At 71.5% G+C, this 21,918-nt stretch carries 25 protein-coding genes and 2 pseudogenes; 14 read left to right on the top strand and 13 right to left on the bottom strand.

What is annotated here, in order from left to right; all coding sequences use genetic code 11:
• Positions 1–7: 7 nt before the first annotated feature.
• Together ACIHFD_RS28170 and ACIHFD_RS28165 are read right to left on the bottom strand one after the other, a co-directional pair.
• Positions 8–1,009, bottom strand: a complete 1,002-nt coding sequence (locus ACIHFD_RS28170; protein WP_397369393.1) for a LacI family DNA-binding transcriptional regulator — start codon at positions 1,007–1,009, stop codon at positions 8–10.
• A gap of 34 nt (positions 1,010–1,043) precedes the next feature.
• On the bottom strand, positions 1,044–2,057 hold the full coding sequence (locus ACIHFD_RS28165; protein ID WP_397369392.1) for a LacI family DNA-binding transcriptional regulator: 1,014 nt from the start codon (positions 2,055–2,057) through the stop codon (positions 1,044–1,046).
• A gap of 126 nt (positions 2,058–2,183) precedes the next feature.
• On the opposite strand from ACIHFD_RS28165, the pseudogene ACIHFD_RS28160 reads away from it, so the two are divergent.
• The 5 genes and pseudogenes from ACIHFD_RS28160 to ACIHFD_RS28140 all read left to right on the top strand — a co-directional run.
• A pseudogene (locus ACIHFD_RS28160) lies at positions 2,184–2,636 on the top strand (extracellular solute-binding protein); the annotation flags it as partial.
• A gap of 9 nt (positions 2,637–2,645) precedes the next feature.
• On the top strand, positions 2,646–3,590 hold the full coding sequence (locus tag ACIHFD_RS28155; RefSeq protein WP_397369391.1) for a carbohydrate ABC transporter permease: 945 nt from the start codon (positions 2,646–2,648) through the stop codon (positions 3,588–3,590).
• On the top strand, positions 3,587–4,405 hold the full coding sequence (locus ACIHFD_RS28150; protein WP_397369390.1) for a carbohydrate ABC transporter permease: 819 nt from the start codon (positions 3,587–3,589) through the stop codon (positions 4,403–4,405). The genes ACIHFD_RS28155 and ACIHFD_RS28150 overlap by 4 nt, the downstream gene beginning before the upstream one ends.
• Positions 4,406–4,418: 13 nt before the next feature.
• Positions 4,419–5,198: a ThuA domain-containing protein gene (locus tag ACIHFD_RS28145; protein ID WP_397369389.1), complete on the top strand. Its 780-nt coding sequence runs from the start codon at positions 4,419–4,421 to the stop codon at positions 5,196–5,198.
• Complete coding sequence (locus ACIHFD_RS28140) at positions 5,195–6,301, top strand: Gfo/Idh/MocA family protein (RefSeq protein WP_397369388.1); 1,107 nt, start codon at positions 5,195–5,197, stop codon at positions 6,299–6,301. The genes ACIHFD_RS28145 and ACIHFD_RS28140 overlap by 4 nt, the downstream gene beginning before the upstream one ends.
• On the opposite strand, the gene ACIHFD_RS28135 is transcribed toward ACIHFD_RS28140, so the two are convergent.
• From ACIHFD_RS28135 to ACIHFD_RS28125, 3 genes are read right to left on the bottom strand one after another with little or no spacing between them, the layout of a single operon-like run.
• Complete coding sequence (locus ACIHFD_RS28135) at positions 6,291–7,058, bottom strand: hypothetical protein (protein WP_397369387.1); 768 nt, start codon at positions 7,056–7,058, stop codon at positions 6,291–6,293. The two genes, ACIHFD_RS28140 and ACIHFD_RS28135, sit on opposite strands and share 11 nt — an antisense overlap.
• A 42-nt stretch (positions 7,059–7,100) precedes the next feature.
• Positions 7,101–7,850, bottom strand: coding sequence for a cyclase family protein (locus tag ACIHFD_RS28130; RefSeq protein ID WP_397369386.1), 750 nt, complete (start codon positions 7,848–7,850; stop codon positions 7,101–7,103).
• 4 nt (positions 7,851–7,854) lie between these two features.
• Positions 7,855–8,031: a hypothetical protein gene (locus ACIHFD_RS28125; RefSeq protein ID WP_397369384.1), complete on the bottom strand. Its 177-nt coding sequence runs from the start codon at positions 8,029–8,031 to the stop codon at positions 7,855–7,857.
• Positions 8,032–8,047: 16 nt separating this feature from the next.
• Between ACIHFD_RS28125 and ACIHFD_RS28120 the strand changes: the two genes are divergently transcribed.
• Positions 8,048–8,257, top strand: a complete 210-nt coding sequence (locus ACIHFD_RS28120) for an IclR family transcriptional regulator C-terminal domain-containing protein (RefSeq protein ID WP_397369383.1) — start codon at positions 8,048–8,050, stop codon at positions 8,255–8,257.
• A 131-nt stretch (positions 8,258–8,388) separates the two neighbouring features.
• On the top strand, positions 8,389–9,144 hold the full coding sequence (locus ACIHFD_RS28115; protein WP_350735119.1) for a ZIP family zinc transporter: 756 nt from the start codon (positions 8,389–8,391) through the stop codon (positions 9,142–9,144).
• Between the two features lie 4 nt (positions 9,145–9,148).
• On the opposite strand, the gene ACIHFD_RS28110 is transcribed toward ACIHFD_RS28115, so the two are convergent.
• The 3 genes from ACIHFD_RS28110 to ACIHFD_RS28100 are packed head-to-tail and all read right to left on the bottom strand — an operon-like array spanning position 9,149 to position 10,966.
• Entirely contained in the window at positions 9,149–9,685 is a 537-nt protein-coding gene (locus tag ACIHFD_RS28110) for a DUF1707 domain-containing protein (RefSeq protein WP_397369382.1), read from the bottom strand.
• A gap of 36 nt (positions 9,686–9,721) precedes the next feature.
• Positions 9,722–10,228 carry an EXLDI protein gene (locus ACIHFD_RS28105; protein WP_397369381.1) on the bottom strand — a complete coding sequence of 169 codons (507 nt, stop codon included), beginning with the start codon at positions 10,226–10,228 and terminating at the stop codon, positions 9,722–9,724.
• Between the two features lie 60 nt (positions 10,229–10,288).
• Positions 10,289–10,966 carry a PolC-type DNA polymerase III gene (locus tag ACIHFD_RS28100; protein ID WP_397369380.1) on the bottom strand — a complete coding sequence of 226 codons (678 nt, stop codon included), beginning with the start codon at positions 10,964–10,966 and terminating at the stop codon, positions 10,289–10,291.
• Positions 10,967–11,116: 150 nt separating this feature from the next.
• Between ACIHFD_RS28100 and ACIHFD_RS28095 the strand changes: the two genes are divergently transcribed.
• On the top strand, positions 11,117–11,269 hold the full coding sequence (locus ACIHFD_RS28095) for a hypothetical protein (protein ID WP_397369379.1): 153 nt from the start codon (positions 11,117–11,119) through the stop codon (positions 11,267–11,269).
• Positions 11,270–11,368: 99 nt separating this feature from the next.
• On the opposite strand, the gene ACIHFD_RS28090 is transcribed toward ACIHFD_RS28095, so the two are convergent.
• A complete protein-coding gene (locus tag ACIHFD_RS28090; protein WP_355195306.1) occupies positions 11,369–12,316 on the bottom strand; it encodes a M56 family metallopeptidase in 948 nt (315 codons plus the stop codon).
• Positions 12,313–12,687, bottom strand: coding sequence for a BlaI/MecI/CopY family transcriptional regulator (locus ACIHFD_RS28085; protein WP_350735128.1), 375 nt, complete (start codon positions 12,685–12,687; stop codon positions 12,313–12,315). Before ACIHFD_RS28085 ends, ACIHFD_RS28090 begins: the two co-directional genes overlap by 4 nt.
• A gap of 109 nt (positions 12,688–12,796) precedes the next feature.
• Here ACIHFD_RS28085 and ACIHFD_RS28080 point away from each other — a divergent pair, with 109 nt between their 5' ends.
• From ACIHFD_RS28080 to ACIHFD_RS28055, 6 genes and pseudogenes are all read left to right on the top strand, one after another.
• Positions 12,797–13,282: a 2Fe-2S iron-sulfur cluster-binding protein gene (locus tag ACIHFD_RS28080; protein WP_355195308.1), complete on the top strand. Its 486-nt coding sequence runs from the start codon at positions 12,797–12,799 to the stop codon at positions 13,280–13,282.
• Positions 13,279–14,241, top strand: coding sequence for an FAD binding domain-containing protein (locus tag ACIHFD_RS28075; RefSeq protein WP_397369378.1), 963 nt, complete (start codon positions 13,279–13,281; stop codon positions 14,239–14,241). The genes ACIHFD_RS28080 and ACIHFD_RS28075 overlap by 4 nt, the downstream gene beginning before the upstream one ends.
• Positions 14,238–16,520, top strand: a complete 2,283-nt coding sequence (locus ACIHFD_RS28070) for a xanthine dehydrogenase family protein molybdopterin-binding subunit (RefSeq protein ID WP_397369377.1) — start codon at positions 14,238–14,240, stop codon at positions 16,518–16,520. The genes ACIHFD_RS28075 and ACIHFD_RS28070 overlap by 4 nt, the downstream gene beginning before the upstream one ends.
• Before the next feature lie 26 nt (positions 16,521–16,546).
• A pseudogene (locus tag ACIHFD_RS28065) lies at positions 16,547–16,690 on the top strand (metal-sensing transcriptional repressor); the annotation flags it as partial.
• Between the two features lie 28 nt (positions 16,691–16,718).
• A complete protein-coding gene (locus tag ACIHFD_RS28060; RefSeq protein ID WP_397369376.1) occupies positions 16,719–16,931 on the top strand; it encodes a heavy-metal-associated domain-containing protein in 213 nt (70 codons plus the stop codon).
• Between the two features lie 75 nt (positions 16,932–17,006).
• Complete coding sequence (locus tag ACIHFD_RS28055) at positions 17,007–17,534, top strand: carboxymuconolactone decarboxylase family protein (RefSeq protein WP_397369375.1); 528 nt, start codon at positions 17,007–17,009, stop codon at positions 17,532–17,534.
• On the opposite strand, the gene ACIHFD_RS28050 is transcribed toward ACIHFD_RS28055, so the two are convergent.
• From ACIHFD_RS28050 to ACIHFD_RS28040, 3 genes are all read right to left on the bottom strand, one after another.
• Positions 17,527–18,603, bottom strand: coding sequence for a serine hydrolase domain-containing protein (locus tag ACIHFD_RS28050; protein WP_397369374.1), 1,077 nt, complete (start codon positions 18,601–18,603; stop codon positions 17,527–17,529). The genes ACIHFD_RS28055 and ACIHFD_RS28050 overlap by 8 nt on opposite strands.
• 133 nt (positions 18,604–18,736) lie before the next feature.
• Positions 18,737–20,620, bottom strand: a complete 1,884-nt coding sequence (locus tag ACIHFD_RS28045; protein WP_397369373.1) for a glycoside hydrolase family 76 protein — start codon at positions 20,618–20,620, stop codon at positions 18,737–18,739.
• Positions 20,617–21,891 (bottom strand): ABC transporter substrate-binding protein, encoded by a 1,275-nt coding sequence (locus ACIHFD_RS28040; protein WP_397369372.1) that lies wholly within the window; start codon positions 21,889–21,891, stop codon positions 20,617–20,619. Before ACIHFD_RS28040 ends, ACIHFD_RS28045 begins: the two co-directional genes overlap by 4 nt.
• Positions 21,892–21,918: the final 27 nt, after the last annotated feature.

The following is a 21,918-nucleotide window of genomic DNA, read 5'->3' as shown; positions in this document are numbered from 1 at the left end:
TGGTTCTTCAGAGGTGGGGGCGGGCGGAGGACTCGCGGACGACGAGCGCGGGCCTGACGACGAGATCGGGTGGCTGTGACTGCCCGTCGCGCAGGTGCAGCAGCTGCCGGAACGCCAGCCAGCCCAGGCGCTGGAAGTCCTGCTCCACCGTGGTCAGGGCAGGGGAGAGGAACCGGCTGAAGGGCTGGTCGTCGAACCCCGCCACCGACTTGCCGCCGGGGAGCGCCACACCGGCGTCGCGGAAGGCGCGCAGCACGGCGGCGGCGACGACGTCGGTCGCGCAGAAGACGGCGGTGACGTCGTCGCGGTGCGCCAGCTCCAGCCCGAGCTCGTAGCCGCTGCGCGGGTCGAAGGTGGCGGCCCAGGTCGGCGGCGGTTCGATCCCGCGGGCCTCCAGGGCCGCGCGCCAGCCCGCCGTACGGCCGGACGGCCGGCCGAACGGCGGCTCGGTGACGTGGTGCACCGTGCCGTGTCCCAGGTCGAGCAGGTGCTCGGTGACCAGGCGCCCGCCGGAGTGCTCGTCCATCACCGCGTACGGCACGTGCCCCGGGCGGCCGTCGAACCCGGTGACGCCGATCATCGGCACCGAGCTCGGCATCCGGCCGATGACCCGCTCGCCCTGGGTGTCGAAGTCGATCACGATGACCCCCGCGATCTCCTGGCTGAGCGCGCGCCGGATCGACCCCTCCACGTCGCCGTCCACGGAGTCGATCACGCAGACGGTGACCGCGTAGTCGTTGTCCCGCGCCGCCTGCTCGATGCCGGCCAGCACCTCCGCGTACCCGTAGCGGTTGAGGTGCGACGCCATGACGGCGATCATCGACCGCGACCCCGAGATCAGCGTCCTGGCCACGCCCTTGGGGCGGTAGTCCAGCTCCTTGACGGCCCGCATGACGCGTGCCACGGTCTCCGGCCGCACCCCGGAGGAGCCGTTGAGCACCCGCGACACGGTCGGGACGGAGACCTCCGCCAGCCGCGCGACATCCGCGATCCTCGCTCCTCGTGACATGTCGCAAATATATACATGAGCCCTGAAAAAATCATCATAGAGCCGGGGCAGGGCCGACCGATTGGCCCGGCACCAGCGTGCAGGGGATGAGGATGTTCGGAGGGGCGTCCGGCACCCCTTCGAGCTGGTCGATCAGCGCGTTCACACCGAGGCGGCCCAGCTCGGTGGCCGGCGCCGTCATGACGGTCAGGGACGGCTCGATCATCTCGCCGAGCTCGGCGGTGGTGGCCGCGGAGATGATCGACAGGTCGTCCGGCACGCTGCGGCCGAGCGCCCGCGTCTCCTTGACCAGCCCCGCCGAGGCGCCCTCGTTCACCACGACGACGCCCGTCACCTCTGGGAAGTCCTCGCTGAGCCGGCGCGCCGCCTTCCGCCCTCCGGCCGACGTGCCCTCCACGGTGATGACGGTGGGCGGCTCGCCGGCGGCCGCCATCGCGTCGAGGTACGCGGACTTCACCCGCATGATCCAGCCGGGCTCGTTCCCGGTCGAGGCCCTCATCCGCAGGGTGACGAGCGCGATGCGCCGGTGGCCGAAGGAACGGAGATGCCCGACGGCCTGGTCGATCGTGGTGGTGAAGTCCATGTCGACGAACGGCAGGTCTTCGTCCTCGGTCCGGCCGATCAGCGCGAAGGGCAGCCCGGACGCGATCAGCCGGTCCACGCGGGGGTCGCGGAGCTGGACCTCCATGAGCAGCGCGCCGTCCACGAGGCCGCCGGCGAGCAGGTGGGACATCTGCTCGTCGTCGTTCACGGGCCACAGCACGAGGTCGTAGCCGCGCTCGCGGGCGCCGTGGGCGGCGCTCATGAGGAACTGGTTGGCCGTGGCGATCGGCCGCGCTTCGAGGTAGGGGTGCAGCAGCGCGAGGATGCGCGTGCGCGAGCTGGCCAGCGCGCGGGCCACGACGTTACGCCGGTAGCCGAGCTCCCGGATGGCCGCCTCGATGCGGGCCCGGGTCTCCGGAGCGACCCGCTTGGTGCCGTTGATGACGAAGGAGACCGTGGCGATGGAGACGCTGGCTCGCTCGGCGACATCGCGCATCGTGACCATGGATTGTCCCGCCTCCCACCTTGTGAGGACGCGCGAGCAACTCTATCGCGGCGTCGTCGGTAAATCGCTTAACTAGTTATTGACATCACAGTGCGATGAGCGCAACATACTTCACAAGCAAGCGCGGTTAAGCGCTTTACCGACAGATGTCCATGTTTCGAGAGCGAGGCCTCACGCATGAAGTGGGCGGTGTTCACGATCCCCACGCGGCTGGCGTCGCAGACCACGGTCGCGCCGCTCGGCGGTGAGGCCTACACGGTGCCGCGGACCGGTGACAAGGCCAAGATGGGCAAGGCCGGGGAGTTCGTGAAGTGCCTCATCTCGCCGGACAAGCAGCTCGAGTCGGCGAAGATCGAGCAGACCATTCCGTCGACGCTGAGCGTCGCCGCGGAGTTCGGCAAGACCAGCGAGGTGATCGCGCCGTTCGTCACGGCGGTGAAGACCGCACGCGCGCGCACCGCGATTCTCGGGCCGGACTGGCCGAAGGCGGCGACGAAGATCTACACCGCCGTGCAGGCCGCCCTGACGGGCAAGGCCGCTCCCGCGGAAGCGCTGCAGCAGGCGCAGAACCAGCAGTAGGGGTGGCTCGTGAGCTCGGCCAACCTTCGTCTCGCCGCAACCGGAGAGCCCCTCGAAAGGGATCGCCGGAGAACGGCCCGCCTGATCCGGCACGGCGCGCAGTGGTTTTTCTCGCTGCCGGCCGTCGTCTTCGTGGCGGTGTTCTTCGGGTATCCCATCGTGCAGAACGTCGTCATGAGTTTCCAGGAGTACACGACCTCGACCTTCTACACGGGAGAGGCGCCATGGGTCGGCCTGGCCAACTATGCGAAGTCCCTGTCGAGCGGCCTTTTCACGACCACCCTGGTGAACACGGCCCTGTTCACGGTCGGGTCGATCTCCTTCCAATTCGCGATCGGGCTCGCCCTGGCGCTGTTCTTCAAACGCAATTTCCCGCTGAGCGGTTTCCTGCGCTCGTTGTTGCTGCTTCCGTGGCTGCTGCCGCTGATCGCCTCCAGCGCGGTCTGGAAATGGATCCTCGACCAGGAGAGCGGGGCTCTGAACCAGTTTCTCGGCCTGTTCGGCGTCGATCCGATCCCCTGGCTGGTCAGCCCGGGCCTCGCGCTCGTCGGCGTCATCGGCGTGAACATCTGGCTCGGGATCCCGTTCAACGTCGCGATCCTTTACAGCGGCCTGCAGGGAGTCCCCCGGGAGCTCTACGAGGCGGGCTCGCTGGACGGCGCGGTCGGCTGGAAGGCGTTCCGGCACATCACCTGGCCGAGCATCCGTCCGGTGGTCAGCGTCGTCCTCGTGCTCGGCGTCGTCTACACGCTCAAGGTCGTCGACATCATCCTCGGCCTGACCGGCGGCGGCCCGGCCAACTCTACCCAGACGCTGGCCACGAACGCCTACAACAAGTCCTTCGTCGAGTTCGACTTCGGACAGGGCGCCGCGCTCAGCAACATCCTCATCGTGGTGTCGCTCGTCTTCGCCATGGTCTACCTCTACCTCTCACGCCGGGAGCCCGACGAGTGAACACCTCATCGACCGCGCGCCGGCTGCCCATGACCGTGCTGGGCATCGTCTTCCTGGCAGTGATGATCTTCCCGGTCTACTGGATGGTCAACAGGAGCCTCCAGGCCAGCTCCGGAGCCGCGACCACGGACTTCTTCCCGATCCACCTGACGTTCTCCGGCTATGCGACGGCGATCTCCGAGCAGGGCCCGAACTTCGTCACGAGCCTGACCATCGCCCTCGGGGCGGTGGTGCTGACGCTGCTCGTCGCCACCCCCGCCGCCTACGGCCTGTCCCGCTTCCGGAGCCGCGGCGCCAACGCGTTCGTGCTGGTGCTGCTGGTCACGCAGATGATCCCCGCCATGGTCATCGCGAACGCGCTCTATCCCCTGTTCAACTCGCTCAACCTGCTCAACAACGTGTTCGGCCTGATCCTCGCCAACACCGCCGGCGACATCCCGTTCGCGGTGCTGCTCATCCGCGCGTTCTTGGGGTCCATCCCCAGGGCGCTCGTGGAGGCGGCGCTGGTGGACGGCGCGGGCAACTTCCGGGCGTTCGTCTCGATCGTGGTGCCGATCAGCAAGAACGCGATCGTGACCGCCGCGCTCTTCACCTTCCTCAGGGCGTGGAGCGACTTCCTGTTCGCGCTCACCCTGACCAGCACCCCCGAAGTCCGGCCCATCACGCTCGGCATCTACGACTACATCAACGCCAACAGCGAGGACTGGTCGGCCGTCATGGCCACCTCGGTGCTCGCCTCCATCCCGGCGGGCCTGCTGCTGATCTTCGCTCAGCGCTACATCGCATCCGGCGCCATCAACGGCGCGATCAAATGAGAAAGGAACCTGTGTGAAGACCCACGTCACCGTATGGGGCGAGAACCGCCACGAGCAGCTCGAACCCCGGGTCGCCGAGATCTACCCGGACGGCATGCACAACGCCATCCGCCGGGGGATCGAGGGCTGGCTGGGTGACAGCGCGACCGTCGCCACGGCCACGCTGGACGACCCCGAGCACGGCCTGACCGAGGAGGTGCTCGCGAACACCGACGTGCTCATCTGGTGGGGTCACGCCGCCCACGCGGAGGTGGCCGACGAGGTGGTGGAGCGGGTGCACCGGCACGTCCTGTCGGGCATGGGGCTGGTGGTGCTGCACTCCGGCCACTGGTCGAAGATCTTCATCAAGCTCATGGGCACCACGTGCACGCTGCGCTGGCGCAGCGAGAACGACCGCGAGCTGGTCTGGACGGTGAACCCGACCCACCCCATCGCCCGCGGCATCCCGCACCCCATCGAGATCCCCGCCCAGGAGATGTACGGCGAGCAGTTCGACATCCCCACGCCCGACGAGCTGATCTTCATCAGCTCCTTCAGCGGCGGCGAGGTCTTCCGCAGCGGCTGCACCTTCCGGCGCGGCAACGGCAAGATCTTCTACTTCAGCCCCGGCGACCAGGACTACCCCGTCTACCACCACCCGGACGTGCTGCACGTCATCGCCAACGGCGCCGAGTGGGCGGCCGGCGACCGGTCCCGGCGCGAGCTGCCGATCCTGCTCCGCTACGAGACGGGCGACTTCTTCAACGGGCACGGCTACCGCGGCGCCCTGCACAACAAGGAGGACGCCGAGTGAACCGTTCGGGCACGCGCCCGCTCCGTATCGTGCAGGTCGGGGCGGGCGCGATGGGCGTCGCCTGGCTGCGGACCCTGGCGGAGTCCGGCGACGTCGAGCTGGTCGGGGTGGCCGACCTCGACACGGACCGGGCGGCACAGGCCGTACGGGCCGTCGGCGTGGACGCCGAGGTCGGCGCCTCGCTCAGCGAGCTCCTGGCGACCGGGCCGGATGCGGTCGTGAACGTCACGATCCCGGCGGCCCACACCGCGGTGAACGTCGAGGCGCTGTTCGCCGGGCTGCCGGTGCTGTGCGAGAAGCCGGCCGCGCCGACCCTCGCCGAGGCGCTCGTCCAGGCCGCCGCCGCCGAGGCGACCGGGCGGTTGCTGATGATCAGCCAGTCGCGCCGGTACTTCGCCGCCCTGGAGGCGTACCGGAGCCGGATCGCCGGGCTCGGCCCGATCGGGCTGCTCACCACCGGGTTCTTCCGCGCCCCGCGCTTCGGCGGCTTCCGCGACGAGATGGAGCAGCCGCTGCTGGTCGACATGGCCATCCACGCCTTCGACGCCGCCCGCCACCTGCTCGGCGCGGAGCCGGTCTCGGTCGGCTGCGAGAGCTGGAACCCGCCCTGGAGCTGGTACCGGGGCGACGCGGCGGCGACGGCGACCTTCCTGTTCGAGGAGGGCACCCGCTACGTGTTCACCGGCAGCTGGTGCGCAGAGGGAGCGGAGACGTCCTGGAACGGGGAGTGGCTGGCCAGCGGCGCCGAGGGCACCGCCACCTGGGACGGCGAGGACCGCGTCACGTCCAGCGCCGGCGGCGGCGTGGACGTGCCGCGGGGTGACCGGGAGCAGATCGCCGGGGCGCTCGCGGAGTTCGTGGCGGCGCTGCGCGCGGGGGTGGAGCCGCCGGGGGCGATCGCGGGCAACGTCCGCAGCCTCGCGATGGTCGAGGCGGCGGTCCGCTCCGCGGAGACCGGTCAGCGCGTGGAGATCGACGCGCTGCTGGACCGCGCCTACCACGACGCGCTGTCGCACCCCGTACGCGAGGAGATCCGTACGCGGCTCGAGTCCTGGGGAACGGCGACGGCGGCGCTGCCGAGACAGCGGGCCGTCACGACCTGACGCCGACGAGCTCCTCCAGCGCGGCGGCAGCAGCGGCGAGGCCCGCGCGGATCGTCTCCGCGCACGGCATCAGGTCGGGCTGCCGGCCGAGGAGCGCGACGGAGGCGCGGATCCGGCCGCCGCCGTCGCGGACGGGGACGGCGTACTCGGTGACGCCGTGTTCGAACTCGCCGTGGGCGGCGACCATGCCGTCCGGCCGGTCGCGGTCGTTGGCCGCGACCAGCTCCTCGGCGGAGTGGGCGGCGTTCGGGCCGCCCACCCCGATCAGCTCGTAGTCGGCGAGCAGGGTCGCGATCTCGTCGCGCGTGTGGTCGAGGAGCAGGGCGCGCCCGGCGCCGGTGCACCAGCAGGGGGCGACCAGGCTGGTCCGGGCGGGCCACTGCTCCGGCGTCGACTCCGCGCGCAGCAGCCGGACGAGCACGCCGTCGCGCACGGACAGGCGGGCGCTCGCGCCGTGCTCGATCGCCAGCCGGCGCAGGATCGGGCGGCTCCCGCCGAGCAGCCCGTGGTCGAGGGCCCCGGCCAGGGCGAAGAACTCGGCCGCGACGCGCAGCGTGGCGTCCTCGCGGCGTTCGAGCAGGCCCCGGTCGCACAGCTCCTGGGTGACCCGGGAGGCCTTGCTGGGGTCGATGCCGACCTCGTGGGCGAGCCGGGCGACGTTGAACCCGGCCCGGCCGGAGGTCTCCCGCTCCAGGACCGCGTTGACGATCCGCAGAGCCGTGCGCAGCGAGGAGGCCTGCGGCGGGTTCGCTGTCACATCCGCACTATAGCGAGATGATCGCGACCGGAAGCACCGCGCTCAGCCGGTCGGGCACAGGGCGAAGACGCGGGCCGGGAAGCCGGATCCGCCCTGGGGCTTGGGCCAGGTCGCCACGATCAGCGCGCCCGTCTCGGGCACCTGGTCGAGGTTGGCCATCAGCTCGATCTGCCACCGGTCCCGCGCCAGGACGTACAGCTCCAGGCTGAAGTCGCCCGTGGACGTGGCCGACCCGGGATCGGTGTCGGTCTGCTCATGGCCGATCGCGGTGACGCCGGCCTGCTCGAACAGGTAGCGCAGCACGTCGGCCGACCAGCCGGGGGTGTGGCTGACCCCCGCCGCGTCCTTGTTGGCCATCGTGTCCCGGTCCGGCCAGCGCCGGCCCCAACCGGTCCGCAGCGCCACGAACGCCCCGGCGGGGATCCTCCCGTTGCGCCGCTCCCAGGCCGCGACGTCCTCCATCGTCGGGGTGGCGTCCGGATCGGCCTGCACGCGCTGGGTGATGTCGAGCACCACCAGCGGCCGGATCATCTCCTCCACCGGGATCTCGTCGACGGTCCGCGCGCCGGCCACGAAGTGCACGGGCGGGTCCACGTGCGTGCCCCACTGCCCGACGAGCGTGTACAGGTGGACGTTGAAGCCGTCCCCGCGATCCATGTCGAAGACCTTCTCGCGCCGCTCGTCCGGGAACGCGGCGAAGTGCGGCTGCCCCGGGAGGAAGGCGTGGGTGAGGTCCACGCAGGTCGTCTTAGCGGTGAGCTCGCGGTAGGCCGACCACAGAGGGGGTTCCATGAGCTTAGTTCTCCTTCGTCTGGACAAGGGCGGGACGCATACGGCGTCCGTGGCGCAGGTGGTAATACAAGTAGCAGATCGCCACGAACGGGACACTGAAGTACAAGGCGGCGACCTGGGCCGGGTCCAGGGCCACGCCGACCAGGGAGACCACGCACAGCCCGAACGCCAGGACCGGCACGACCGGATAGAAGGGCGTGCGACCCGATGACGAGGAGGTCGAACCCGGCCTCTACTCGGTCGCGGCCCCGGTCCGCGACTTCCGCGGCGAGGTGGCGGCGGCGGTCCAGGTCGTCGGGCCGCGCGTCCGCCTGGCCCCCCGGACGGCCGAACTCGCGGCCACCGCGCTGCGCTGGGCCCGCCGGCTCGAGAACGCCCTGCGGGGAACCTCGGACCAGCCCCGGTAACCGCGTCATGCGCTCGGATGAGCCGCCGGGCCCCCGGGCGGCTCGTGCGCCGTACGGCCCGCGCGTCGTGCAGCCCCTCCGGCCGGACGGGGTCGTGCGGCGCGTACAGTCCTGCGGGTGGAGGTGCGGTGATGCCGGAATGGCTGGAGGCGGGGCTGTGGGGGTCGGTGGCCGGCGGGGCCCTGGTCGTGGGAGCCGCGGTCGCCTGGTCGGTGAAGGTCCCGGCGCGCTGGATCGCCATGATCATGGCCTTCGGGGCCGGTGTGCTGATCTCGGCGCTGTCGTTCGAGCTGATGGACGAGGCCGAGCGCGCCGGCGGGCTCTTACCGGCCGCCGTCGGCTTCCTCGCCGGCGCCTGCGCCTACGTGGCGGCCAACGCGCTGCTGGCCCGGTACGGCGCGCGGCACCGCAAGCGTTCGGGCGATCAGCAGCCGAGCGAGGCCGACGTCCAGGGGAGCGGCGCGGCGATCGCGATCGGCGCGCTGCTCGACGGCGTCCCCGAGTCCGTGGTGCTCGGCCTGTCCCTGGTGGGCGGGGGGAAGATCGGGCTCGCCGTGCTCGCCGCGGTCTTCATCTCGAACGTCCCCGAAGGGCTCTCCAGCGCCGCCGGGATGAAGCGCGCGGGCCGCGGCCCCGGCTACGTCTTCGGCATCTGGGGCGGGATCGCGCTGGCCAGCGGCCTGGCGGCACTGCTCGGCAACCTGACCATGCAGTCCGCCTCGCCCGCGTTCACCGCGGTGATCATGGGGGTGGCGGCGGGCGCGATCCTCGCCATGGTGGCCGACACGATGATCCCCGAAGCCTTCGAGCGCGCGCACACCCTCACGGGGCTCATCACCACGATCGGATTCCTGGCGGCCTTCGCCATCGAGCGGCTGGCCGAGTGAGCCCTCACCGGCTGAGCCACCGCCGGGAGACGCGAATCCGCAGCCGGCCGTAGGGGAGCGTCCCGGTGACCAGGACGTGCGGAGCGCCAGGACGTGGACGGCCCGGCGCCTCGCAGGTCACGCGGCCCCAGTCGGTGCGCACCCCGTCGGTGTTCGCGGTCGCGCCGCGCGGCAGGACGATCGTGGCGGATCCGTAGTCGAGCCGGAGGCCGATCTCGATCTCGGCATGCGGGATGACGGCCCGGGACAGGTCCAGCCGTACCTGGCCGTACTCGGACTCGATCCGCAACCGGCGCGGGACCTGCCAGTCGCCCGCCCGCCTGATGCGGCCGCCGGTGGAGCTCAGCTCCACCGTCTCGTCCGGGAGCTCCGGCAGGTCGGCGGTGACCGCCACCAGGTCGCCGTGGGAGGTGGCGGTGAGCGCCCGTTCGAGCCGTTCCTCCATCTCGGCGGAGCCGAGCCGGCCGTCGGCGAAGGCCTGCTGAAGTCGTTGGACGACCATGTCGCGGTCGCCGTCGGAGACTCGCGTCCGGAGTTCCATGGTTGCCTTCCTGTTCGGTCGTGGCGGCTCGCCCGGTCAGAGGTCGAGGTCCTCGACGACGGGGCGTTCGGCGATCCCGGCGATCCGGTCGTAGAACTCGGCGGGGATCCTGCCGCGCAGCTCCTCGATCGTGCCGACGATCTCCACGACGGCATCGCCCGGCACGAAGCCCCAGCTCGTCTCGCCCAGGCCGAGGTAGCCGAGCCAGTCGTCGGACTCCGACCCGCTCACCCAGTCCGGCGAGCGATCGACGTGCAGGACGAACGTGCCCTTGCCCGAGCGGTACACCCGGAACGTCTCCACCCGCCCGCTGCGGCTGGTGCGGCCCCACTCGCCGAGCAGCACCCCCGAGAAGCGCCGCTCGTCCCCGGCGACCTGGATGACGATCTCGTCGTATCCCTGCCGGCGGCCCTCCTCCGCCTCGACGTAGCGCCGCAGCGCCTCGCTGATCGCCGCCGCCGGCGTGCCGCCCGCCAGGCCCTGCGCCCGCTCCAGCAGCGGAAGGTCCTCGTCCGGGATCTCGATCGTCGTGCCGCGCACCATGGCCGCCCTCCTCGTGTATACGTATAAGCCTACGTATAAGGGAGGGCGATGGCAACAGGATCAGAACAGGCCCGGCTGCTCGCTCGGCCGGTGCGGCGGCCGTTTGGGTGCGAGGCCGCCGATGGCGTCGAGGTCGTACAGGGACCGCCAGCGCGTGCGGCCCCCCTCGGCCAGCAGCCGCCGCAGCAGCCGCGCCGTCACCTCGGCGTCCGGCAGGGCCCGGTGGCGACCGGCCGGGCGGGGGATGCCCAGGTGTGCGAGCAGGGTGTCCAGGCTGTGGGAGGGCAGCCGCGGATACAGGTGGCGGGCCAGCCGTACGGTGTCGAGCAGCGGGACGGCGGCCAGCCGCGGGCACCACGACCGCAGCCCGGCGATCAGGGCCGCCTCGGTCGCGGCGTGATGGGCGACGAGCCGGTACGGCGGCGCCGTCAGGCGGTCGTCGAGGGCGGCCATGACCTGCTCGGCCGGTGGGGCGGTGGCGAGCATGGCCTCGGTGATGCCGGTCTGCCGCACGTCCCACGGGGTGACGGCCACGCCCGCCGGCGGGGCCATCAGCGACTCGAACCGCCACACCTCGGCCAGGTCGCCGCCGCTCGCCTTGACGGCGCACACTCCCACCTCGACCGGCACCAGGGGACGCCCCTGCGGCGTCAGCCCTTCGAAGTCGATGACGACCAGAGTGTGGCGGGTGAAAACGGCGTCGTCGTACAAGGCGATCCATGCTGCGGGCGCGTCCACGCGGTGACGGTACCCCGTCGCCCGTCCGCACACCCGCGATGTGGAAGGTCGACTACCGCGCCTAGGAGGTCGCGCCGGCGCGAGTGACGAGGGTGACGAAGGTGAGGCGGGCCGAGCCCACCCGGCCGGACGAAATCGGCGCCGGCCTCGATGACGCCGTCCGGCTCCAGCCCGCCCACCCAAAGGCTCCCGGCGCCGTGGGAGCTCTCCCTGCCGAAGAACGGCCCGGGCGTGCCGTTCGAGGAGGTCGGGGCGGGGCTGGGCAGCGTCACCGGACAGTCGCCGGGGCCGGCTCCGGACTAGCAGGCCGGGCAGGACAGGACGGCGGCGAGGGTGAGGACGACCGGCAATCTCATGCCCGGCATACACCGGAGAGGGCCGGACGGTTCCGGGGCCGCGGGCTCAGAAGGTGAGGAGGGAATGGCAGTGGTGAGCCACGAACGAGGCGAAGCCGGGCACCAGCGCCACCGCCGCCGGCCCGCTCAGCAGCAGGGCCACGCTCGCCACCCCGGCCAGGCGCTCCACGCGCCTGAGCGGGGAGGCGGGGTTGAGCATGCGGCGTACGCGCAGGAGCGCGGTGTCGCCGCCGGCGCCGAGCGCGAACGCGGGGGCCCGCCCGGTGGCCAGGCCGACGAGCGCGGCGGCGATCTGCACCCGGGGATGGCGCCGCGCCGCGACATCGTCCGCCAGCAGCTCGATCAGCCGGACGATCTCCGCCTCGGCCGCCCCGAACACGGGCACCTTCGGAAACGCCCTGGCGAGAGTGTGTGCCGCGGCGAGCGCCAGGTGATGCCTGCCGCGCAGGTGGGCGCGCTCATGCGCCAGGACGGCGGCGACCTGCTCGGGGGTGAGGCTGCGCAGGGCCCCGGTGGTGATGACGGTCTGGGCGCGCCTGCCGGGCAGGCAGTAGGCCAGCCGCTCGTCGTGGTCGAGCACGATCGCGTCGAGGTCGCGGTCGCGCCGGCCGAGCAGGCCGAGCATGGCCGCGTGCGCACGTCGTTCCATGCTCGTCCTGACCAGGACGGCCGCGCCGCACGAGAGCAGGCGCGCCAGCACCGCGCCCGCGGCCAGGAGCGCGCCCGCGCCGGCCACGGTCAGGCCGTCGCCGTCCGACAACATCGCCGCGCAGATCTCGAACAGCCCGGCCAGCCCGTGCCCCACGACGTCGGCGGGCACGGCGAAGGCGAACGCGGCCAGGACGGCCGAGGCGACCACGGACGCGCCGGCCGCCTGCCACATCGCGATCGCCAGCCGGGGCGCCCGGTCGGCCCAGCGCGCGGTCCGCATCAGCCGCGGCAGCCAGATCGCGGCGACCACCGTGTAGAGCGCCAGGACGGCGGCTGCGATCACGCCTGCCCGCCCTTGGGCGGGAACACCTGCAGGGCCGCCTCCAGGGCGGTCGCCTCCTCGGGGGTGAGCCGTTCGAGGAAGTGCACCAGCGTGGCGGCCTGGTTGCCGCTGCCGGCCAGCGCGGCCCGCATCAGGTCGGCCGTGTAGGCCTCCTTGGAGGCGACCGGCTCGTAGATGTAGGCGCGGCGGACGGGCTCGCGCTTGAGCAGGCCCTTGGTGTGCAGCTTGTCCATCACGGTCATGACCGTCGTGTAGGCGATGGTGCGCTCCTGCCGCAGTTCTTCCAGCACGTCCCGGACGGAGGCAGGCTGCCGCCGGGCCCACATCCGCTCCATGATGGTGGATTCGAGCTCTCCTAGGCCGCGCGTCATGACGCGAATGCTATCCGCGGTCGTAGTTCCGGAACAGCGCTCATACGGAGGAGGGGTATAGTCGACCCGGTAAGCCGTACATGGATGTACGAGTTAGAGGGGTTTTCGGATGCCATCCATACAGGTGCGGTTGTCGGTGAACGGCCGCCGGCACGAGCTGGAGCTCGACACCCGCGTCAGCCTGCTCGACTGTCTGCGCGAACACCTCGCCCTGACCGGGACGAAGAAGGGATGCGACCAGGGCGCCTGCGGCGCCTGCACGGTGCTGGTGGACGGCGAGCGGGTCAACTCCTGCCTCGTGCTCGCCGCCCAGTGCCAGGACGCGGAGATCACGACCATCGAAGGGCTCGGCGAGCCGGGGCGGGCGCTGCGGGAGGCGTTCGTACGTCACGACGGCCTGCAGTGCGGCTACTGCACGCCGGGGCAGATCTGCTCGGCGGTGGCCATGCTCGCCGAGCACGACGCGGGGGTGCCGAGCTCCGTCGGAGCGGCGAGCCTGACGGACGCCGAGATCAGGGAGCGGCTGGCCGGGAACCTGTGCCGGTGCGGCGCGTACAACGGGATCCTCGCGGCCGTGAGAGAGGTCGCCCGATGAACCCGTTCTCCTACGTCACCGCCACCGACCCGGCCGCGGCTCGCGCCCTCGCCGCCGAGGGAGCGAAATACCTGGCGGGCGGCACCAACCTCGTCGACCTGATGCGCGAGGGCATCGAGACACCGGAACGGCTGGTGGACATCGGCCGGCTGCCGCTGGCCGGGATCGAGGACCTGCCCGGCGGCGGGCTGCGGATCGGCGCCCTGGCCCGCAACACGCGCGTGGCCGCCGACCACCGGGTCCGCGACCGCTACCCGCTGCTGTCCCAGGCCATCGTGAACGGCGCCTCGCCCCAGCTGCGCAACCGGGCGACGGTGGGCGGCAACCTCCTGCAGCGCACCCGCTGCGGCTACTTCTACGACCGCCACGCGGCCTGCGGCAAGCGGGAGCCGGGTGTCGGCTGCGACGCCCTCGACGGGTTCAACCGCATGCACGCCGTCCTCGGCGCGGGGGAGAGCTGCATCGCCGTGCACCCGTCGGACATGTGCGTGGCCCTGGCCGCCCTCGACGCCGTGGTCAACATCGCCGGCCGCGACCCCGTGCCGCTGGTGGACTTCCACCTCCTCCCTGGGAACACCCCGCACGTGGAGACCGTGCTCCGGCCGGGCGAGCTGGTCACGTCGATAGACCTGCCACCCGTCCCTCCCGGTCACTCGGTCTATCTGAAGGTCCGCGATCGGGCCAGTTACGCCTTCGCGCTGGTGAGCGTGGCCGTGTTCACCCACCTGGAGGACGGGCGGGCGAGCCGGGTGCGCATCGCGCTGGGCGGGGTCGCGCCCAAGCCGTGGCGCGCGTACGAGGCCGAACGGCTCCTCACCGGCACCTCGCTCGACGACCACCTCATCGACCAGGCCGCCGAGCGGGCCCTGGCGGACGCGCGGCCGCGCGAGCACAACGCGTTCAAGCCCGAGCTGGCCAGGCGGCTGATCCGCCGAGCCCTGAAGGGAGCCCACTCATGACCCTCGCATCGCGCGGCTTCACTCTCGCCGGCAAGGCGATGGCCAGGCTGGCCAGGCTCCTCCCTGACGGCAGGCCCGACCCCCTTGCCCACCAGCGCGCCGAACTGGGCCGCCCCGCCGACCGGCTGGACGGCCCCGCCAAGGCCGCGGGCGCCGTCCGCTACACGGCCGAGCACCGGCTCCCCGGCCTCGTCCACGCCGTCGTGGTGGGCAGCACCATCGCCAGGGGCCGCCTCACCGCCATCCACGTGCCTTCCGCGCCCGGCGTGCTGCTCGTGATGACCCACCACAACGCGCCCGCGATGAAGCGCACCGCCGCCTACGCCACCCTCCGCGGCCCGCTGGGCGCCGCCGCGATGAGCCTGCCCGTGCTCAACACCGACGAGATCTTCTGGTACGGCCAGCCCATCGCGGTGGTCGTCGCCGAGTCCCCGGAACAGGCCAGGCACGCGGCCTCGCTGATCCACGCCGACTACCAGCGGTGGCCCGCCGCGCTGTCGATGACCGGGCAGCGGCCCTTCACGCCCGCGCACGCCGTACTGGAGGAGCCGGTGACCAGGACCGGCGACCCCCGCACCGCCCCGGCGGCGGTCACCGTGGAGGCCGAGTACGCCACGCCGCTCGAATACCACAACGCGATGGAGCCGCACGCCACCGTGGCCCACTGGGAGGGCGACCGGCTCACCGTCCACGACACCTCGCAATACCCCTACGGGGTCAAGGAGATGCTGGCCAGGAAGTTCTCGCTGGCCGAGGAGAACGTCCGCGTGCTCGCGCCGTTCATCGGCGGCGGCTTCGGCGGCAAGACCGTCGCCTGGCCGCACGTCTGGCTCGCCGTGGCCGCGGCCAGGCTCTCCGGCCGGCCGGTCAAGCTCGTCCTGTCGCGCGCCGACCTGTTCGCCATGACCGGCGGGCGGGCCCCGACCCGCAGCCGCGTCTCGCTCGGCGCCGACGCCTCCGGGCGGCTCACCGCGCTGGAGCACCACGCCGTGTCGTCGTGCAGCGCCGACGAGTTCGCCGAGGCCGCGGTCATCGCCTCCCGGCATCTGTACGCCTGCCCCAACCTGCACAGTGCCCAGCAGGTGGTGCGCCTGGACCGCATCCAGAACGCCTTCTTCCGCGGCCCCGGCGTCGCGCCGGGCTCCTTCGCCGTGGAGTCGGCCATGGACGAACTGGCCTGGCGGCTCGGCCTGGACCCGCTCGAACTGCGCCTGCGCAACGAGCCGGACCGCGACCCGGCCGCGGGCAACCGGTTCACCAGCCGCCACCTGCGCGAGGCGTACCTGCTCGGCGCGGACGCGTTCGGCTGGTCCCGGCGTCCGCCCGTGCCCCGCGCGACCCGCGACGGCCGCTGGCTCATCGGGTACGGCATGGCCGCCGCGATCAACCCCGACGCCGTGCTCATCGCCGGGGTCAGGCTCCGCCTGTCCGCCGACGGCACGGTCACCGTCCGCAGCAGCACCAACGAACTGGGCGCCGGCACCTCGACCGCGCAGAGCCAGGCCACCGCCGACCGGCTCGGCCTGCCCCTCGACCGGGTCCGCTTCGAACAGGGCGACTCCGACGTGGCCAGGACCCGCATCCCCGGCGCCTCGGCCGCCACCACGACGCTCGCCTCGGCCATCTGGTCGGCCCGCGACAACCTCGTCCGCGAGCTGCTGAAACTGGCGCGCGGCACCGGTTCGCCGCTGGCCGGACTGTCGCCCGGCGAGGCGGAGACCCGCGACGGCGGCCTGTTCGGCCCCCGGGGTGGAGAGACCTACGAGCGCATCCTGGCCAGGGCCGGGGTGGACGGGGTGGAGGTGGAGGGCAGGTCGGCGCTGCCGTACCAGACGATCAAGCGCGGCACCTACTCCTACGGCGCGCACTTCTGCGAGGTGCGGGTGGACGAGGACACCGGCGAGACGCGCGTCACGCGCTGGGCCGGGGCGTTCGACGGCGGTCGGATCGTCAACCCCAAGCAGGCCGCCGGCCAGATGCGCGGCGGGATCATCATGGGCATCGGCATGGCGCTGACCGAGGAGGCGCTGCTCGACGAGCGCACGGGCCTGATCGTCAACCACAGCCTGGCCGACTATCACGTGCCCACGCACGCCGACGTGCCCGACATCGACGTCCGCTTCGTCGACCGGCCGGACCCGCAGACCCCGCTGGGCGCCAAGGGCATCGGCGAGCTCGGCATCGTGGGCGTGGCGGCCGCCGTCGCCAACGCCGTCCATCACGCGACCGGCAAGCGCGTCCGATCCCTGCCCATCACCCCGGACAAGCTCATGTTTTGAATACGGTAGGGGGGTATGGTACGTTCAAGGTAGTGCAGTCGGTCGCGATCTCCCTGCTGGAGGATCACCTGGCGCACTGTGTCGCCGAGGCCGCCGCTCAGGGCGGGCCGGAGGCTCAGGCGAAGGTCAAAGAGGCTTCCGACGCCATCGCGCGGCTCGTTCGTTCCTGACAGACATCACTGGAGAGGGTTGATCGATATGGCTACCGCTACCTACACCGTCACAGGCATGACCTGCGGGCACTGCGTGAGTTCGGTGAAGGAGGAGGTCGGTGAGGTGTCCGGGGTCACTTCGGTGGAGGTTGACCTGGCGAGCGGCCTGCTGACCGTGGAGAGTGACAGCCCTGTGGACGCGGCGGACATCGTGGCCGCGGTCGAGGAAGCGGGGTATGAGGTGGCGAATCGGTCATGAACGCGGCGAAGAGTGATACCCCCGGGAGGCTCCAAGCGTCCGGGAACGACCACACGTGACCTGAGGAGAGATCACATGCGACGGCTCGCCGCGCTCGACCCCGCCGAAGCCCCGGAGAAGTCCCGGGAGTTGCTGAACGACATCATCGGCCGCACAGGCTCGGCCGGTGAGATGATCTCCACCATGGCGCACTCGCCGGCGATGCTCCAGGGCTACCTTGACCTGTCGCGGGCCATGAAGCGCAGCAAGCTGCCCCGCGCCCTCAGCGAGAAGATCTCGCTCGCCCTGCAGGAGTGGATCGGCTGCGGGCTCTGCCTCGACGCGCACGCGGCGGGCGCCCGGGCGGCGGGGCTGAGCGAGACGGACATCGCCCTCGCCCGCCAGGGCACCTCCACCGACGCCCGGGAGGCGGCGCTCATCGCGGTGGCCACCCGCGTGCTGGCCGAGCCGTCGTCGCTGACGGACGAGGACGTGGCCGAGTTGAGGGCTCATGGCTGGAGCGAGCGGATCATCGCGGAGATCCCCGGCCTGGTCGCCCTCAACCTGCTCACCGGCTCCTTCAACCTGCTGGCCGGCCTGAAGCCGGCCGAGAAGGCTACGTGAGCGGGCAGAAGCGGGTCTCGAAGAGCGTGCTGAAGGTTTTGAGGAAGTCGTTCCAGTCGCCGTTCAGGTTGGCGACCAGCGTGTGGGTGCCCTCGCGGTCGCCCATCGCGTACGTCACCGAGCCCTGGATGAAGCCGCCCCCGCCCCAGAGCGTGACCCCGCACGGGAGCTTCTGGGAGTAGACGCCGAGGCCGTACCTGGTGTTCGGGACCCAGTCCGCGCCCTCCGTCGAGACGGTGGTGAACATCTCCTTCTGCTGCGCGGGCGCGAGCAGGCGGCCGCGCAGCAGGGCCCGCAGGAACCGCTGCAGGTCGGAGGTGGTCGAGACCATCCCGCCGGCGGCCCCGGCCCAGCTCAGGTCCGCGTGGGTCACGTCGTGGACCTCCGTGGGCCGGCCGGCCTCGTCGAACTTCGAGTAGTGCCGGGCGTGCGGGTCGCGGATCGTGTTGTCGGCGCCGGGCAGGTACGTGCCCGTCAGGTGCAGCGGGCGGGCGATGCGGCGGTCGATCTCGTCGGCGATGGTCGAACCCGTCGCCCGCTCGACGATCATCCCCGCGAGGTTGTAGTTGACCTTGGAGTAGATGAAGCGCTTGCCGGGCTCCTCGGGGCGCGGGGTCTCCTGGCCGGGGACGGCGTCGGGGAGCCCGCTGGTGTGGTTGAGCAGCTGCCTGATCGTGATCTTGGTGCCGTCCCCGCCGAGGTGCTCCTCCACCACGCCGGGCAGCCACTTCGCCACCGTGTCGTCCAGGCTCAGCTTGCCGTCGGCCGCCACCTGCAGGACCACCGTGCCCACGAACGCCTTGGTGAAGCTGCCGATGCGGAAGTGCTCGCCCGGCCGGCGGTGGCGTCCGGTCTCGAGGTCGGCCACCCCCGCCGTCCCGAACCACGGTGCCGCGTCGCCGTCCCTGAGCTCGGCGACGATGCCGGGGCCACCGCCGTCGGCCACGGCCTGGTCGAGCGCGCGCTGGAGCTTGGCGTGGCCCCGGTCGGCCGCGGCGGCGGGCATCGTCATCGTGGTGGCCGTCGCGGTCAGGGCGGCGACGAGCAGGCCGGTACGGAGCATGGACATGGAGCCTCCAGGGAGGTCGGAAAGGGCGTGGTCATCCACCGGGCAGAGGTGCCGGCGATGACAAGCAACGCTAGTTGACTAATCCGGTCTTAGTCAACATGGGTTGCTTGGAAGCCCTCTCCGATCCCCGGGCTCACGAAGGGCCGCTGACGTAACGGAGGGTCAGCTCGTCGAGGTTGAGCCAGTTCGCGCTGCCCTTGGACGCGTTGAAGATGACGGAGACGGTGTTGGCCCCTTCCTGGAGCGCGACGTTCGGCACGGTCACCGTGTTCCACGTGCTCCACGAGCCCGTGGAGGGGAACCGGAGGGCGTCCACGGCTCCGGCGCCGTTGACGAAGACGTGGCGGACGGCGTCGCCCGCGGCGGCCGCGTAGCGGAAGGTGAGCTCGTACGTGCCGGCCCGGCTGACGTCGGGCCGCAGGTCCACCCACTGGCCGTCGGCGTTCCAGCCGGCCACGTAGCCGGTGCCGGTGAAGCCCGGGTTGGTGGACTCGGTGCCGACGCCGTGCAGGGTGCCCGACTCGGCCTGGAGCTGGGCGGAGACGTCGAGCCGGTCGAGGTTGAGGTAGTTTCCCGAGCCCAGCTCGACCCGGATGGTGTTGTGACCCCGGGCCAGCGTGACGCCGTTGAGCACGGCGGTGTTCCAGGTGCCCCAGCCGCCGGTGGACGGGAACGACTGGTCGGACTGGGCGCCGTTCACGATGATCCGGCGGGAGGCGTCCCCGGCGCCGGCGGCGTACCGGAAGCGCAGTTCGTGCGCCCCGGCGGAGGGCACGTTGACGTGGAAGGTCAGGGTCTGGCCGGAGGTGTTCCAGCCGGCGAGGTAGCCCCGGCCGCTGAAGCCGGGCTGGGTGCTCTCGGCGCCGATGCCCGACGACAGCGCGTTCTCGGCCTCGTACCGGCCGTTCTCCGGCTGGAGCCCGGTGTTGCCGTCGTGCTGGACGATTTGGAGCGCGCTGACGGCGGCGGCTGCGGTGATGCTCTGGAGGTACGTGGCGGGGGCGGGCGCGGACCAGTCGGGGCCGGCGAGGCCGTCGCCGGTGCGGCGGTGGCGCCAGGCCTGGGTGGCGTTGCGCTGGAGGAAGGGCAGGTACTGGGTCTGGCCGTGCTCGGTGACGAGGGTGTTGAGCGAGCGGAACAGCAGCGACTTGAAGCCCCCGGCGTCGTCGGAGCCCTCGTGCATCATGGTGCCGCCGTTGGTGAGGTAGGTCGTGGCCCAGTCCGCCGCCGCGCGGGCGTCGGTCAGGTAGGAGGCGGTGCCGGTCGCGTCGTGGAGCGCGGCGGCGGCACTGATGTAGGTGCCGAAGTTGTAGCTGAAGTCCCATTTCACGAGGGTGCCCGAGCCCTCGATGTGGTCGTATACGTGCCCGGACTGCTGGAGGTTGGCCTTGATCCAGGCGAACAGGCTCTGCGCCCGCGTCAGGTAGGCGGCGTCGCCGGTCGCGGCGTACAGCTTGGTGGCGGTGATCACCGCCGGGGCGTTGGTGGCCACGTTCTTCTGGGTGTGCACGCTCCTGCGCCACCAGATGCCGCCGCCGAACGTGGTGTCCTGCTCGGCCCAGATCTGGTCGAACAGGGCACGCGACCGGTTCAGGTACGTCGCGTCACGCGTGATCTCGTACGCCCGCGCGCACGCCAGCGCCCACCAGCCCAGGTCGTCGTTGAAGTCGTTGGCGAAAGTGGGGTAGTAGGCGACGAAACCGGCGTACACGTCGTCGATCAGCTGCCGGTAGGCGGCGCCGCCGGTGCGCTGGTAGGCGTCCATCACCAGCTCCCACAGCTGGGCCTCCCACCAGAAGTCGGTGTACAGGCCGCCTTCCGGGCCGTGGGCGTGCTCGGCGTGGATCTGGTGGTCGCTGTTGGTGTAGAAGTACTTCTTCGCCGGATCCCAGAAGGCGGCGACGAAGGCCGACATCGCCGCGTCGGCGTCGGCGGGCACGGTGGCGTGCGCGGGAGCGGGGGCGAGGGCGAGGGCCGCGGTCAGCACGAGGCCGGCGGCCGCCGCGCGCGCCCTCATTGGTTGTTCTCCGTCAGCACCCGGTCACCCTGCTCCTGGGCCTTGGCCAGGGCCTGCTGGGCGGTGGTCTTGCCCTCCATGAGGAGCTGGAGGTTGGGGATGAGGGACTCCTCCTCCATCGGCGCGTAGCCCGCGCAGGCGGGGCGGATCTTGGCGTACTGCAGCGTGTCCAGGATCGGCTTCCAGAACGGGTCGCCGGAGAAGAAGGGATCCTGCGCCGCCTGCACGTTGCCGGGGATGTTCAGGCTCGTCCTGGCCCACAGCAGCGCGTTGTCCTTCTCGGCCGTCCACCACTTGACGAACTCCCAGGCCGCGTCCTTGTGCTTGGCCGCCTGCGGGATCACCAGGCCGAAGCCGCCCATGAGGCTGGCGCTGCCGCCCTGCGGCCCGGTCGGCGGCGGCACGATGCCGAAGTCGAGGTCCTTGCCGTACTTCTGGTACGTGGTGATGTTCCAGGGCCCCGTCAGGATCATGGAGACCTTGCCGGTCGCGAATGCGTCGGTGCCCTCGCCGAGCCCTTTCTCGAAGCCGCTCTGGTAGACGCCCGCCTTGATCAGGCGGCTCCACAGGTCGAGGACCTGCAGGCCCTGGGGGCCGTTGAAGGTCGTGCGCGAGCAGTCGTCGCTGACCATCTGGCCGCCGGCCTGGCGCAGGTACATGCTGAACAGGCCGGTGTCGTCCATCGACAGGCCGGCGCGCACGAGCTTGCCGCCCTCGCGCCTGGTCAGCTTGACCGCCGCCTGCTCCAGCTCGGCCCAGGTGCGCGGCGGCTCGACCCCGGCCTCCTTCAGGTGGGCCTTGTTGTAGAACAGGGCCCGCGCGTCGACCGTGAGCGGCAGCCCGTACAGCTTGCCGCCGTGGGTGAGCTCGCGCAGCGCCTCGCCGTAGAAGCGCTCCCGCTCGATGCCGTCCTTCTTCAGCAGGTCGTCGATCGGGGTGAGGACGCCCTTCGGCGCGTAGCTCGCCGTCCGCCAGCGGTCCCAGAACATGACGTCGGGGGCCTGCCCGGAGGTCGAGGCGGTGAGGAACTTGGTGAGCATGTCCTCCTGGACGACATAGTCGACCTGGATCTTGGGGTGCGTCTTGTTGAAGGCGGCGGTCATGGTCTTGAACTGCTGTTCGCCCTCGCCCGACCAGTCGCCCCAGAACTTCAGCCGCACCACCCCTCCCGCAGAGGAGGAGGGGGTGTCGGACGAGGCGCAACCGGTCGTGATCGTCGAGAGTACGGCGAGGGCGGTGGCGGCGAGCCGCTTGACCAGGGTCGAGTGCATCGGCGGCGCGCTCCTTTCTGGGAGGGG

This window comes from Nonomuraea sp. NPDC051941 (genome assembly GCF_044593615.1).
This window is presented reverse-complemented; position numbering and strand designations above follow the sequence as displayed.

Excerpts from the sequence above, each read along its gene's own strand:
- ACIHFD_RS28170 (WP_397369393.1), bottom strand. The coding sequence starts at position 1,009 with ATGTCACGAGGAGCGAGGATCGCGGATGTCGCGCGGCTGGCGGAGGTC.
- ACIHFD_RS28165 (WP_397369392.1), bottom strand. The coding sequence starts at position 2,057 with ATGGTCACGATGCGCGATGTCGCCGAGCGAGCCAGCGTCTCCATCGCC.
- ACIHFD_RS28130 (WP_397369386.1), bottom strand. The coding sequence starts at position 7,850 with ATGGAACCCCCTCTGTGGTCGGCCTACCGCGAGCTCACCGCTAAGACG.
- ACIHFD_RS28115 (WP_350735119.1), top strand. The coding sequence starts at position 8,389 with ATGCCGGAATGGCTGGAGGCGGGGCTGTGGGGGTCGGTGGCCGGCGGG.
- ACIHFD_RS28110 (WP_397369382.1), bottom strand. The coding sequence starts at position 9,685 with ATGGAACTCCGGACGCGAGTCTCCGACGGCGACCGCGACATGGTCGTC.
- ACIHFD_RS28105 (WP_397369381.1), bottom strand. The coding sequence starts at position 10,228 with ATGGTGCGCGGCACGACGATCGAGATCCCGGACGAGGACCTTCCGCTG.
- ACIHFD_RS28095 (WP_397369379.1), top strand. The coding sequence starts at position 11,117 with ATGACGCCGTCCGGCTCCAGCCCGCCCACCCAAAGGCTCCCGGCGCCG.
- ACIHFD_RS28085 (WP_350735128.1), bottom strand. The coding sequence starts at position 12,687 with ATGACGCGCGGCCTAGGAGAGCTCGAATCCACCATCATGGAGCGGATG.
- ACIHFD_RS28080 (WP_355195308.1), top strand. The coding sequence starts at position 12,797 with ATGCCATCCATACAGGTGCGGTTGTCGGTGAACGGCCGCCGGCACGAG.
- ACIHFD_RS28075 (WP_397369378.1), top strand. The coding sequence starts at position 13,279 with ATGAACCCGTTCTCCTACGTCACCGCCACCGACCCGGCCGCGGCTCGC.
- ACIHFD_RS28070 (WP_397369377.1), top strand. The coding sequence starts at position 14,238 with ATGACCCTCGCATCGCGCGGCTTCACTCTCGCCGGCAAGGCGATGGCC.
- ACIHFD_RS28060 (WP_397369376.1), top strand. The coding sequence starts at position 16,719 with ATGGCTACCGCTACCTACACCGTCACAGGCATGACCTGCGGGCACTGC.
- ACIHFD_RS28055 (WP_397369375.1), top strand. The coding sequence starts at position 17,007 with ATGCGACGGCTCGCCGCGCTCGACCCCGCCGAAGCCCCGGAGAAGTCC.
- ACIHFD_RS28050 (WP_397369374.1), bottom strand. The coding sequence starts at position 18,603 with ATGTCCATGCTCCGTACCGGCCTGCTCGTCGCCGCCCTGACCGCGACG.
- ACIHFD_RS28045 (WP_397369373.1), bottom strand. The coding sequence starts at position 20,620 with ATGAGGGCGCGCGCGGCGGCCGCCGGCCTCGTGCTGACCGCGGCCCTC.
- ACIHFD_RS28040 (WP_397369372.1), bottom strand. The coding sequence starts at position 21,891 with ATGCACTCGACCCTGGTCAAGCGGCTCGCCGCCACCGCCCTCGCCGTA.